Origin of the sequence: Providencia sp. M-27, from assembly GCF_011077905.1 — a bacterium.
GTDB classification, from domain to species: Bacteria; Pseudomonadota; Gammaproteobacteria; order Enterobacterales; family Enterobacteriaceae; genus Providencia; species Providencia huaxiensis.
The window spans coordinates 53,558-66,774 of sequence record NZ_JAALBT010000007.1; the positions used below are offsets into that span (position 1 = coordinate 53,558).

Annotated in this window: 11 protein-coding genes; 6 read left to right on the plus strand and 5 right to left on the minus strand. The window is 43.3% G+C overall.

What is annotated here, in order from left to right; genetic code table 11:
- Nucleotides 1–38: 38 nt before the first annotated feature.
- The 3 genes from G6Q48_RS11675 to G6Q48_RS11685 form a co-directional block, all read right to left on the minus strand.
- Complete coding sequence (locus tag G6Q48_RS11675; protein ID WP_166266582.1) at nucleotides 39–2,804, minus strand: secretin and TonB N-terminal domain-containing protein; 2,766 nt, start codon at nucleotides 2,802–2,804, stop codon at nucleotides 39–41.
- A 117-nt stretch (nucleotides 2,805–2,921) separates the two neighbouring features.
- The gene (locus G6Q48_RS11680; RefSeq protein ID WP_166266584.1) at nucleotides 2,922–3,908 is read right to left on the minus strand and encodes a FecR domain-containing protein; all 987 of its coding nucleotides are present in this window, start codon (nucleotides 3,906–3,908) and stop codon (nucleotides 2,922–2,924) included.
- On the minus strand, nucleotides 3,908–4,444 hold the full coding sequence (locus G6Q48_RS11685) for an RNA polymerase sigma factor (RefSeq protein ID WP_102139067.1): 537 nt from the start codon (nucleotides 4,442–4,444) through the stop codon (nucleotides 3,908–3,910). The genes G6Q48_RS11680 and G6Q48_RS11685 overlap by 1 nt, the downstream gene beginning before the upstream one ends.
- A 179-nt stretch (nucleotides 4,445–4,623) precedes the next feature.
- On the opposite strand from G6Q48_RS11685, the gene G6Q48_RS11690 reads away from it, so the two are divergent.
- Nucleotides 4,624–5,406 carry an energy transducer TonB family protein gene (locus G6Q48_RS11690; protein ID WP_166266586.1) on the plus strand — a complete coding sequence of 261 codons (783 nt, stop codon included), beginning with the start codon at nucleotides 4,624–4,626 and terminating at the stop codon, nucleotides 5,404–5,406.
- Between the two features lie 26 nt (nucleotides 5,407–5,432).
- On the opposite strand, the gene G6Q48_RS11695 is transcribed toward G6Q48_RS11690, so the two are convergent.
- Nucleotides 5,433–6,206, minus strand: coding sequence for an AhpA/YtjB family protein (locus G6Q48_RS11695; RefSeq protein WP_102138949.1), 774 nt, complete (start codon nucleotides 6,204–6,206; stop codon nucleotides 5,433–5,435).
- A gap of 314 nt (nucleotides 6,207–6,520) precedes the next feature.
- Here G6Q48_RS11695 and serB point away from each other — a divergent pair, with 314 nt between their 5' ends.
- From serB to nadR, 3 genes are all read left to right on the plus strand, one after another.
- Nucleotides 6,521–7,498, plus strand: coding sequence for a phosphoserine phosphatase (gene serB / locus G6Q48_RS11700; protein WP_102138950.1), 978 nt, complete (start codon nucleotides 6,521–6,523; stop codon nucleotides 7,496–7,498).
- 216 nt (nucleotides 7,499–7,714) lie between these two features.
- Nucleotides 7,715–9,100 (plus strand): DNA repair protein RadA, encoded by a 1,386-nt coding sequence (gene radA, locus G6Q48_RS11705; protein ID WP_166266610.1) that lies wholly within the window; start codon nucleotides 7,715–7,717, stop codon nucleotides 9,098–9,100.
- A gap of 28 nt (nucleotides 9,101–9,128) precedes the next feature.
- Complete coding sequence (gene nadR, locus G6Q48_RS11710; protein WP_102138952.1) at nucleotides 9,129–10,364, plus strand: multifunctional transcriptional regulator/nicotinamide-nucleotide adenylyltransferase/ribosylnicotinamide kinase NadR; 1,236 nt, start codon at nucleotides 9,129–9,131, stop codon at nucleotides 10,362–10,364.
- A gap of 185 nt (nucleotides 10,365–10,549) precedes the next feature.
- On the opposite strand, the gene ettA is transcribed toward nadR, so the two are convergent.
- Nucleotides 10,550–12,217 carry an energy-dependent translational throttle protein EttA gene (gene ettA, locus G6Q48_RS11715; RefSeq protein WP_004914750.1) on the minus strand — a complete coding sequence of 556 codons (1,668 nt, stop codon included), beginning with the start codon at nucleotides 12,215–12,217 and terminating at the stop codon, nucleotides 10,550–10,552.
- Between the two features lie 223 nt (nucleotides 12,218–12,440).
- On the opposite strand from ettA, the gene G6Q48_RS11720 reads away from it, so the two are divergent.
- Both G6Q48_RS11720 and G6Q48_RS11725 read left to right on the plus strand, forming a co-directional pair.
- Nucleotides 12,441–12,722 carry a type II toxin-antitoxin system RelE/ParE family toxin gene (locus tag G6Q48_RS11720; RefSeq protein WP_166266612.1) on the plus strand — a complete coding sequence of 94 codons (282 nt, stop codon included), beginning with the start codon at nucleotides 12,441–12,443 and terminating at the stop codon, nucleotides 12,720–12,722.
- A 14-nt stretch (nucleotides 12,723–12,736) separates the two neighbouring features.
- Nucleotides 12,737–13,042 carry a HigA family addiction module antitoxin gene (locus G6Q48_RS11725; protein ID WP_166266614.1) on the plus strand — a complete coding sequence of 102 codons (306 nt, stop codon included), beginning with the start codon at nucleotides 12,737–12,739 and terminating at the stop codon, nucleotides 13,040–13,042.
- Nucleotides 13,043–13,217: the final 175 nt, after the last annotated feature.

The window sequence follows — 13,217 nt, forward strand, 5'->3', positions numbered from 1 at the left end:
AATTGTTTAACGAGTTTTATTGCTCACATTGCTGGGAATTACAGGTCGTAATTGACTTGTAACCAGAACTGACGGCCCGGGTCGTAGGACTTCAATACACGGTCTTCAAAGACAAAGCGGTCAGCAACATTTTTATTGTTAAGAATATTGTTCACTTCGACTGAGAAACCAAAACCATGGGCGAAGTCAGGCTTCCAACCTAAGCGGGTATCCCACGTATATTTGCTGGAGAAATGCTGCTTGGTGTACTTACGCACTTGTCCATATTCAGGGTCGACAGCATAGGCGTTGTCGTAGCGAACTGCTTGGTCTCGAGCCCCCCACCATTGTAAGCGGTTGTACCACGTTAGATCATAATCGTCCCAAACACTGGTCAGTTCTAAGTTAAATTTGAACGGAGAGTTAAAGCTGGTTGATGGCAATTTCGATGCGTCAATAATTTTGCCGTCATACCAAACCTTATTGAGGTTAACCTTATTGGCTGGGTCGAATGAGTTATAGCCAGAATCTTTTGGTGTATTACTTTCAGTTTGTTGCCATGTGAGTGATGCTGTCATGACATGGGAAGCTTCTGCCCACTCCCAAGGTTGGCTGTTATTAACGGAAAGGGTCACCGTATCATGTGAGCTACGACCGCCATTGTCATACATGCGAATACTGCGTTTATCGGCATCACGGGTGTCATATTTGGTACGAGTTCTGACTTCGTCATACCCTTCACGGTGTACATATTGTAAACGCCATGTGGTTGAAAGGATTTCTTGTTGCAAAGCAAGGGTAAGTTCATCGTTATACGGTGTTTTTAGTGAATCGATACCTTCGTAATCTTTTTTATTATCCCAATCATTTAAACTTGGATCTAATGAACAGCCCCAATTACAGTTTTGCATACCTGCATTCTGTGCACCATATAAGGCATAGGTTAGCATTGAACGTCCATAATAACGGTTAGCACCAGCAATCAATAACGTTGAGTTGTCGCCGAAAATGTCATATGAACCGGAAAGTCGAGGGGCAATATTTGTGCGGCTCACAAAGTCATCACGATCTAAACGAATGCCAGGTCGCAGTGTCAATTTGCCATATTGTAAGTTGTCATCGAGAAATAATGCGTAGTTAGTATAATCTGCGGAGTGCTTACCAGCTTGGAACCGAGTGATATTAGTAAGTTGACCATTCCAATAATCATTTTTATCAATGACACCTGAATAGTTATAACGATAAAAATCACTATCTCGTTTATATGTCCCTTTAGTATAGCTGAGCTCACTACCAATAGTTGGGTTATGCGTAATACCTAAGCCATCTTCCATTGAGGTGAATCTCATAACTGCTTTTGCTGTTTGGCTATTTTGTTCAGAGATTAAATCACCTTGTCCGCCACTACGTAGGTATTTCCGGTTATCCCAGTTATAGTCAGAGTCCATTGCGAGAACTTCGACATAATAGTTTTGGTCATTGGCTCGCTCATCTTTTAGTTGCTGAGTACTTGCTGTTAGCTCTAACTGACCAACTTCAAATTGGTGTTTGAAAACGCCTGTAAAACCTAAACCTTTATGTGTGCTGTCATAACCTGAATTCATGATAGTAGAAGTAAATAAGCGGCTATCATAGTCAGCATAGTTTGCCGAAAGGTCCAAGGAGCTTTTATCAGAGAGATCAATGGTATATTTCAAAAAGTAGTTATCAGAAGTCCTTTTTTGATCTTTTTTTCCAGTTAGACCGTCTGTCATTTCCAATTCGCCATCGCCATTTATCATTGCGGCACCATCATTGGCGAGCGTCATCGGGATCGTCGAACTACGACGTGAAGCGGAGAAAACTAACCCTGAATTTTCACTCACCCCTAATTCAAACCAGCCACCAAAGTCATTTTTATCATAGCGGTTTTGGAAACGAGCTGGGTTGGCGGTATCATTTTTGGTGGTATCAATCCCTTGCGATGAATCGTGGAACAAATTATTCCAACCGGAACGGGTTAAGCGGTAATAGGCGTGAGCGCTATTTTCCCCTTGCCAGCGACGGCTATTGACTTCCACTGTTCCCCCCGTAAATCCGCCAAATTCGACTGGAATGTTATTGTCATACACTGTCATGCTGTCGATAAGGCGGCTATCGATATAGATCCCTTGGTCGCTACTGCTCAGGCGGGTTGAAGTTTCACCGAGACCGTTGTCTGCAGGGTCAAAATCGTTGTTAAAGCTTACGCCATCAAGGCGATAGGCATTTTGGTAACTGCTTGAACCATGAATTGAGATGCGGGAAGGTTTGATTTCCCCTTGGTTCATTGAGTTGCTGTCATTATTGGCAAATTGGACAGCAGGGTTAGTTTTCATCAAATCCGTAATATTGCCATCACCCGTATTTCTTTGGCTAATTTCTTCAGACGTCACGTATTGCGGTGCTGATATCACATCTGTCGCAGGGTGGTTCTGAACAACGCCAGAGACTTGGGTTTCTGGTAATACCAATGTGCCTTGGCTTAAATTTTGCTGACGAATAACGAAAACACCATTTTCATTGATTAACTCTAATCCGCTACCGATGAGTATTTTTTGTAATGCGGTTTGTGCGGAGTAGTTGCCAGACAATGCAGGTGCGCGTAAGCCACTTAATTGGCCTTTATCATAGAGCAATTGGATTTGCCCTTGGCGGCTAATTTCAGCGACAGAGGTAGCAAGTGATTGTTCTGGTAATGAAAAACTCATTTCTTGCGCGAAGGCAGATTGGCAAACAATGGCGCTACTGACCGCCACAGCAAGGGCGAGCGGCCTTAATCGGCTTTGAGTAAACTGAATAGACATGGATATCCCTTATTCTTAAGCTGCACAAAAAGTGTGCGAAAATAGGTCAGCAAAATGATGACTAGTTAAGAAGAGGGTGAAATGAGAATTATCCTCACCTGCAAATGAAAATATTTTTCATTTATTTTTTTTGTTTTGAATAATCAATACGTTATTTTTGTCTCGGTAGATAACTTGTACGGGAAGTAAAGAGGGAAGGGCCTGAAAAAACTGTTCTGGCTGATGAGTATTGATGCGACCTGAGATTTTACTCTTCGCCAATTGAGTGGGGGAAAGCTCGATATTTATCGACGAATAGTTTTTAAGTTCGTCGAGTACCTCTGAAAGCGGTTTATCAACAAAAATTAACTCACCAAAACGCCAACGAGCCACATCTAGCGGGTTGATTTGTTGGCGAGTGATTGGGCTATTTGGTGATTGACTGACAGCGCTGTCTCCGGCAAGTAAGAATACTGGCTGTTTGCTTGCTGCATCTTCAAAACTGACAATGCCTTTGCTGACATTCACGGCAACTTGCTGGGCCACTTTGTTAATTTCAAATTCTGTCCCCACCACTTGAATACGCCGGTTATCAGCTTGAACAACAAAAGGCCGATAAGGGTTGGATTTGACTTTGAAGTAAACATTTCCCTGTTCTAGATATAGGTTACGTACTGGGGTTTCATAGGCAACATGAATGCGTGTATTGCGGTTGAGAAATAGCTGGGAGCCATCAGGCAATGTGACTTCTTTAGGCGTATTCGTTGCCACTAAAGTCATATTATTGAGCAACATTGCAGGCAAGTGGCTGTATGGCAAAAACAAAATAGCCGCAATGAAAAATGCCGCTAGGGTATTGCCCAAAGGGCGCCATAAGCGAAAAAAAGGGCGTTTTTCCTTGGGGTGTGTTGTGCTAGCAGGGCGCGGCATGTGATCAAAATCGCGCCATAGCCCAGCGATGGCATCATAAGCTCTTGCATGTTCAGGTGACGCTGCAATCCATTGTTTGAATTGCTCAGTTTCAAGGGCACTGATTCGTTGGCTGTGCATGCGGGTAAACCACAGCGCAGCCTCTTCATCAATGCGACTTTCATCATCTGCTGTTTGCAAAGAGTCGTGTGTCATTACAAATTATTGCCCTGATTATCAAGGTGTTTTTTACAGTGAACAAGTGCTGCTGCAATATGTTTTTCCACCATACTGATTGAAATTTCCATTCGCTCAGCAATCTCACTTTGAGATAAACCATCAAAACGATAAAGCAAAAAAGCTTCTCGTCGACGGGGAGGCAACGTTTCAAGTGCTTCGCTTAGCCGTTGGATCCGTTGCTGATGTTCCAATATTTCACTGGGATCAGCTTGGCTCTGTTCAAAATGAGACTCATGAGTAACATCATCAATGGATGTTTCTGATCTAGTTTGGCGTTGGTTACGTCGCCAATGGTCAATCAAAACATGATTCGCAATTTTAAACAGGTAAGCGCGGCTCTCTTTTACAGGCGTTTGTTCTTTACGGTTTAGCCATAGTGTAAACACATCCTGTGATAAATCATCAGCATCATTGCTGTTATCTAGCCGATTGCGGAAAAAGCGCACAAGTTGGCTATATGTTGACTGATACGCACCGCTAATTTTACGGGCAAGAGATTTATCAATAGTCATTTTACTGGTGTTAATGTCATAAAAGAGCACAATTGTGCTGATTAATAATCTGCTCAGATTACTTTATTATTTAAATCAATAAGTTGTTTTAATAATTGTGTTTTTACTAATAATAATGAATATCATTTTTGTTTGTATTATGCCTATAATCTGCAAAAAATAAAGTCGTGAGGCAGAATATGAGCAGTATGACGGGCCAGTTAGAGCGCCCGATTTTCCGTCCACTAGGCGGTTTGGTTTTAAGTTGTCTTTTCCATGGAACACTGGCAATCATTTTTATCGGGTGGTTTACCTCTTCAATTCCGAAGACTGGGGTGTTACCTCCGGCAATCTCGTTGCAGCTGGGTGTTTATCAGCTTGAACAACAGGCAGAGCCTGAAATTAACCATGCACCTAAACAACAGATGACAACGCGAGAGGAGTCATTACCTGAAGTTGTTGAAAAGGTGGATAAATTACCTGAGACTGCGATCGTAGATAATGGCACGTTAACAAAAGTTAGCGAAAAAAAACGCCCACCGAAAAAGAAAATTCCGCAAGAGAAAAGAGTAATCGAAGAAGCCCCTGTTACCACGCAGGAGTCTACGGTGACTTCCGCTCCTGCATCTGGAAGTGAATCTAGCAGCAGTGCGAATTTTTCCAGTAATGCGTCTGCGGCAGTAAGTGGGCACCAAGGTTGGCAAAGTGAGGTGCATCAGCGGATAGCCAAAACTAAGCGCTACCCGTGTGCAGCACTGCGTTACCGTTCAACAGGGGTCTCTCATATCAAAGTGATTTTGGATAGACGGGGTGAAGTGATTGCCGCCAGTTTATTGAATTCATCCGGTACAAAAATATTGGATAAAGAAGCATTGGCGACAATTTCACGTGCAGCGCCTTTCCCTATGCCACCAGAAACATTGTTGGTCGATGGCCAAGTCGAGTTTGTTGCGCCAATCGTGTTCGACACAACCTCTATTTAAATTCAACCAAATAGCCCTTTTGGGGGCTATTTATCAGACGAATTGGGCTTGTTTTTTGGGGTAGGCCGCTTAGGGCGATAAGGCCGCTGTTCTTTTTTTCGTTTTAAACGTGCAGGCTTCGTTGCCGGGGGCGCTTTGCTTCCTTGATTGTCGTCTTCATTACTCTCATCGTCTTCATTATCATCTTGATTTTCATCCGTATTAACGACTAGCGGTGGGGCTTGCTTGTGGCCTTTCTTTTTCTTTAAACGCAGTAATGTATTGGCTAAAACGAAGCCAATACATAAGGCGAGTAGAATAAAAATTCGCAATACATTGGTGCTGTTATCGGCTTGTTGAATTTCAGCGGAAAGGAGCTCTGTATCAATAGTTAAACGTAAATAGCCTTTTGGCTCTTTTGTGCCTTGGATGGGAACGACAAGTTGGTATTGAAAATTTTGCAGTGATGAGTTGTCATCTATTGCGAGCCGTTCTTTTACCGTTGCAGGCTCACCGACTTGAGTGATCAGTGTGCCACTGGCCGTATAGATGCTGGCATCTAAAATATACCTATCTTTTACCACGTTATTTAAATTGGCATTAATTCGTTCTAAATTAAAATCTTTACTGCCGGGAACAATATAATCAGATAAGCTGAAAGCGACTTGCTTAGCAAGAACATAGGTCAATTGTTTAAATTGCTCAATTCGGCCTTGGTTTTGGCTATTTCCTAAATAAGAAATACCATGCATGAGTAAAGTTACCAGCGCAACGCAGATAACGATAATAACTGTTTTGTGGAGCTTAAAGGTAAGTTTCATTGCTTTATTGGTGCTCTCGACTTATTTTGAGTATAAAGGTGTCGTTATACTTCAGCGAATATAGGGTTATCTTCCGTTTTAACAGTAAATACATAAGGTCATAAAGCCTTAAAATTTAGTATAGTGGCTTCGTTCGGCTGCTCGCAACTCTCATTATAAAAAAGTTACACTCTAAATAATTCGAGTTGTATGTAGGCGACAAACGAAGATAGTCCGATGAACATACACAAGTATGTGATTCGGCTAGCTGAGCGTAGTCAACAACCAGACAACTTGAAGTATGACGAGTATATCGATTACAGGAGCTAATTTTCATGTCAACGAGCTTAACCTATTGTTATCTACCCGACGAAATCCAAAAATGGCCGGGGTTGCCATTGTCGTTAAGCGGTGAAGAAGTGATGCCATTGGATTATCGTGCAGGTGACAGTGGGTGGTTACTATATGGTCGTGGCTTAGATAAAGCGCGGATCAGTAATTTCCAACAGCGATTAGGGATCGCTATCGTAATTGTCTCCTCGTGGCGTATTGATGATTACCAAGTGGTCAGAATTGCAGGGAGTATTACCCCTCGAATTAAAAAACTCGCTGACGAATGTTTATTAGATGTCGTGCCATTGGGGCAAATTCCACGTTTGCGTTCACCGGGTCTATTACTGATGGATATGGACTCGACAGCTATTCAAATTGAATGTATCGATGAAATTGCTCGCTTAGCCGGAGTGGGGGAGCAGGTGGCTGAAGTGACTGAGAGAGCCATGCTAGGGGAGCTCGATTTTACGGAAAGCCTACGAGCGCGAGTCAGCTTACTTGAAGGTGCAGATGCCGCTATTCTTGACCAAGTGATGGAAACACTGCCTTTGATGCCAGGTTTAACAAACCTCGTGCGTAAATTACAAGCGATGAATTGGCACATTGCGATAGCATCCGGCGGTTTTACTTTCTTTGCGGATAATTTACGTCAACGGCTTAAATTGGTGGCTGCTGTTGCGAACCAGCTAGAAGTGAAAAACGGTAAGCTTACAGGCAAGGTCAGAGGCCCAATTGTGGATGCAAAATATAAAGCGCAAACCTTGGTTAAGCTGGCAGAAAAACTGGAAATTCCAATCGAGCAAACTGTTGCCATCGGTGACGGGGCAAATGACCTGAAGATGATCCGTAAAGCGGGGCTGGGTATTGCTTATCATGCGAAACCAAAGGTGTATGCAAGGGCGAAGGTCGCTATTCGTCACGCAGATCTCATGGGGGTGATGTGTGTATTGAGTGGGGGCCTCAAACACGAAGAACGCTAAATATTCTTCATATTTCGTGCTGTGGCGGTGTTGGCCGCGCTCGCTAACCCTAGTCACATACTTATGTATGCTCCTAGGGCTTAGCTTTACTTGCCGCCTTGCTACAACACCATCCATTTAGAATATTAAGCTAAATTAGTATTCAAAATTTTAAGAAAATTTAGAGTGCTGTGGTTCGTCGGTTGTAATACATAATAATTTTAAGAGGAGTTTGCTGTGGCGAAAGGGGTTAAAAGAGCGTTTGTCTGTAATGATTGCGGGGCAGATTATCCACGTTGGCAAGGGCAATGCAGTGCGTGCCATGCATGGAATACCATTACAGAAGTGCGCCTGGCCTCCACAAGCTCTTCATCGCGTAATGACCGCTTAACGGGGTATGCAGGGAATGCGGCTGGGGTAAGTAAGGTTCAGAAGCTGTCTGAAATTAGTCTTGAAGAACTTCCTCGTTTTACTACAGGGTTTAAAGAGTTTGACCGCGTGCTCGGTGGGGGAGTCGTACCGGGCAGTGCCATCCTCATTGGGGGGAACCCGGGAGCCGGTAAAAGTACCTTATTGCTGCAAACCATGTGCTTATTGTCACGTGAAATGAAAACCCTGTACGTCACAGGGGAAGAATCACTTCAACAAGTGGCGATGCGAGCACACCGTTTAGGGCTACCGACTGACTCACTCAATATGCTGTCAGAAACCAGTATTGAGCAAATTTGCTTAACCGCAGAGCAAGAACAACCCAAACTGATGGTGATTGACTCCATCCAAGTGATGCATATGGCTGACATTCAATCATCACCGGGGAGTGTGGCACAAGTGAGAGAAACCGCGGCTTATCTCACTCGCTTCGCCAAAACGCGTGGTGTTGCCATCATAATGGTCGGTCACGTCACCAAAGATGGCTCACTGGCGGGACCAAAAGTTCTCGAACACTGTATTGACTGTTCTATCATGTTAGATGGCGATGCAGATAATCGCTTCCGTACTTTGCGTAGCCATAAAAACCGTTTCGGTGCAGTCAATGAATTAGGCGTGTTTGCCATGACAGAACAAGGGCTTAAAGAAGTGAGTAACCCTTCGGCAATCTTTTTGAGTCGTGGTGATGAAATTACTTCAGGAAGCTCCGTGATGGTAGTTTGGGAAGGAACACGGCCTTTGCTGGTGGAAATCCAAGCGCTTGTGGACCATTCAATGATGTCGAACCCACGGCGTGTTGCGGTTGGGCTTGAGCAAAACCGTTTGGCCATTTTATTGGCCGTATTACACCGTCATGGTGGTTTGCAAATGTCAGACCAAGACGTTTTTGTTAACGTCGTGGGTGGGGTAAAAGTGACTGAAACCAGTGCGGATTTAGCCTTATTACTTTCTTTGGTTTCCAGTTTTCGTGATCGTCCATTGCCTAGAGATCTGGTTGTATTTGGTGAAGTGGGGCTTGCAGGGGAAATTCGCCCTGTACCAAGTGGGCAGGAACGTATCTCTGAAGCAGCAAAACACGGTTTTAAACGCGCTATTGTGCCTCATGCGAATATGCCCAAAAAATCACCGCCAGATATGAAAGTGTATGGCGTAAAAAAATTAGCGGATGCATTAAGTATTTTGGATGAACTATAAGCTTTTAATTTAGGTAAAAGGAAAATACATGGCTGAATTTGACTATCTCAAAAACGCAATCAAACGAGCGGGTTACACGCTCCAGCAAGTTGCGGATGCGACAGATATGACCAAAGGCTATCTCAGCCAGTTAATTAACGACAAAATTAAGAGCCCCAGTGCACAAAAAATAGCGGCTTTGCATCGTTTTTTAGGCCTTGAATATCCAAATCAGCAAAAAACGATCGGTGTGGTGTTTGGCAAATTTTATCCATTGCATACTGGGCATATTTATTTGATTCAGCGAGCATGCAGCCAAGTGGATGAACTTCACGTCATTCTCTGCCATGATGAACCTCGCGATAAAGACTTGTTTGTTAACAGTTCTATGTCTCAACAACCCACTGTGAGCGACCGTTTACGGTGGTTATTACAAACCTTTAAATATCAAAAAAATATTCATATTCACTCGTTTGATGAAAACGGCATAGAGCCCTATCCACATGGTTGGGAAGTGTGGAGTGACGGAATGAAAGGCTTTTTGAAAAAGCATAATATCAATCCGAGTTTTATCTATTCAGGGGAAGCGAATGACGCTCCGCGCTATAAAAAATACTTAGGTATCGAAACCATTTTGATTGACCCTGAGCGCACGTTTATGAATATCAGTGGTAACCAAATTCGCCAAGCGCCATTTCGTTATTGGGAATATATTCCAACTGAAGTGAAACCCTTCTTTGTGCGTAAAGTGGCGATTTTAGGCGGTGAATCGAGTGGTAAATCGACGCTAGTCAATAAGTTAGCCAATATTTTCAATACATCCAGTGCGTGGGAATATGGCCGTGACTACGTATTTAGCCACCTTGGTGGTGATGAGATGGCATTGCAATATTCTGATTACGACAAAATTGCTTTAGGGCATGCTCAGTACATTGATTTCGCAGTAAAATATGCCAATAAAGTGGCATTTATTGATACCGACTTTGTCACGACCCAAGCCTTCTGTTTGCGCTATGAAGGTAAAGAACACCCATTTGTTCAGGCACTGATTGATGAGTACCGATTCGATTTGGTGATAGTTTTGGAAAACAACACCCCTTGGGTGGCTGATGGGTTACGCAGTTTAGGAAGTGATAAAGACAGGAAAGCTTTCCAAAACTTACTTATTGAAATGCTTAAGAAAAATAATATTGAGTTTGTCCGTGTAGAATCTTCTGATTACGATACGCGCTTCTTAGAGTGTGTCACCCTCGTTCAGCAGCTATTGATGTTGGATGACTTATAAAGCCTCACAATAAAAAACGGCATCGAATGATGCCGTTTTGATTCTATCTATATGATATCGATCCCTTAAATAATTTGAATTATAGGTAGGCGGCAAGAGAGTGAGTCCCTAGGAGCATACACCAGTATGTGACTAGGGCTCACGAAAGCAGCCAACACCGCTATAATTCTAAATTATGACAGGGATTATTTGGTCATACGCTTATACTTCATCCGGTGCGGTTGAAGTGCTTCCGCACCTAACGTCCGTTTTTTGTAATCTTCATATTCAGAGAAGTTACCTTCGAAGAACGTAATATTACCTTCGTCTTGGTAATCAATGATATGAGTTGCAATACGGTCAAGGAACCAACGGTCATGGGAAATAACCATAGCACAGCCCGGGAACTCTAACAGGGCGTTTTCCAACGCACGTAAAGTTTCAACGTCGAGGTCGTTGGTTGGTTCATCGAGTAACAGGACGTTACCGCCCACTTGCAGTAGTTTGGCTAAGTGTAAACGGCCGCGTTCACCACCAGATAACTCACCAACACGTTTACCTTGGTCTACGCCTTTAAAGTTAAAGCGACCGACGTAAGCGCGGCTTGGAATTTCAAAGTTACCAATACGCATGATGTCTTGGCCGTTGGAAATTTCTTCCCAGACAGTTTTGCTGTCGTCCATCGCATCACGGAACTGGTCAACAGAGGCAATTTTCACGGTATCGCCTAATGTGATGGAGCCAGAGTCCGGTTGCTCTTGGCCTGAAATCATACGGAACAGGGTGGATTTACCCGCACCGTTAGGGCCGATGATCCCGACAATCGCCCCTTTAGGAATGGAGAAATTCAGGTTATCAATCAGAACGCGGTCACCATAAGATTTACTTAGGTTTTCAACCTCGATAACTTTATCCCCTAAACGCGGTCCAGGTGGAATAAAGAGTTCGCTGGTTTCATTACGTTTTTGATATTCCACGCTATTAAGCTCTTCAAAACGAGCAAGACGCGCTTTACCTTTAGCCTGACGGCCTTTTGGATTTTGGCGGATCCACTCAAGCTCTTTCTCGATAGATTTACGACGAGCGGCTTCTGTAGAGGCTTCTTGCGCCAGACGTTCATCTTTTTGCTCAAGCCAAGAAGAGTAGTTGCCTTCCCAAGGAATACCTTCACCACGGTCAAGTTCGAGGATCCAACCCGCGACGTTATCTAAGAAGTAACGGTCATGCGTGATAGCCACAACAGTCCCTTCGTAGTCGTGTAAGAAACGCTCTAACCAAGCAACAGACTCGGCATCCAAGTGGTTGGTTGGCTCATCGAGCAGTAACATGTCTGGTTTTTCTAATAGCAGACGGCAAATTGCCACACGGCGGCGTTCACCCCCTGAAAGGTTCTCGATTTTGGCATCCCAAGCTGGCAGGCGTAGGGCATCTGCTGCACGCTCCAGTTGGTTATCAAGGTTATGGCCATCTTGCGCGGAAATAATCGCTTCTAACTCGCCTTGCTCTTTTGCGAGTTTATCAAAGTCTGCACCTTCTTCCGCGTAAGCCGCATAAACTTCGTCTAAGCGCGTTAATGCATTTTTCACTTCGCTAACCGCTTCTTCAACAGCTTCGCGTACGGTGTGCTCAAGGTTTAGCTTCGGTTCTTGCGGAAGATAGCCGATTTTCAGACCTGGTTGTGGACGTGCTTCACCTTCGATATCGGTATCAATACCCGCCATAATACGCAGTAACGTTGATTTACCGGCACCATTAAGACCTAAAACACCGATCTTAGCCCCCGGAAAGAAGCTCAGAGAGATATTTTTTAAAATATGACGTTTCGGTGGAACAATTTTTCCAACCCGATACATACTGTAGACGTATTGAGCCAATTTATTTACCTTTTGATTTGTAAAGGGAATTTTAGTTTTTTAGTCTATTTTTGCTTTAACAAGCTTAGGCTGAAAAGCATTTAATAAACAGCTATATAATTTTCTAGAACTATACCTGAACATCAGAAGATCATCCATCCCTCTCAGTGATACAAGCTTGATGACTTTCTATTATCAATTCGTGGGTGTGGAGTGTGTCTATACGCTATACAGTAAGTTGGCCATGATAAAAAGTTTTAAACATAAAGGAATTGAACACTTTTTTAAAATGGGCATTACGTCTGGTATTCAATCGAAGCACATAACAAAGTTACGGGTACAACTGACTGCGCTCAATGTTGCTAAAAAACCACAAGATATGTCTGCACCAAGTTGGAATCTCCATCAATTAAAACGGGGAGATTTGCAGCATCATTGGGCAATATTAGTGAATGGAAACTGGCGACTCACATTTAAATTTGAGGGTGAAGATGCCATTCTCGTTGATTATCAAGATTATCATTAAGTAAGGTGAACATAATGAGCAAAATGCATAATCCAGTACATCCGGGTATCGTTTTACGTGAATATTTAGAGGGTATTTCAGTCACTGAAGCTGCAAAAGCATTGGAGGTAACACGTACAACTCTCTCGCGTATTCTCAACGGTAATAGCGGTATTTCGGCAGATATGGCGATACGATTAGAAATGGCACTCGGAACCAGTGCTGAAATGTGGGTTGAGATGCAAGCCCAGTATGAACTTTGGCAAGCTTCTTTGGAAAAACGCCCCGCCATTAAACCTTTATTTCCGCGGAGGGAAGGTTCTAAGTCATTCATGGACTGAATGATACGTAAAAGACTGTAAAGTCGAAAAATTCAGGAACTCTCTGCTGTTACTAAATAAAAACTTTCGGTAGCATTCATAGTATTGATATATGTTTAATATATCCATGATCCTTCAAGTTGCAGCGCTTTTCGCCTACCTGCAACTCGAATTATTTGGGGTATATTTAGGTTAA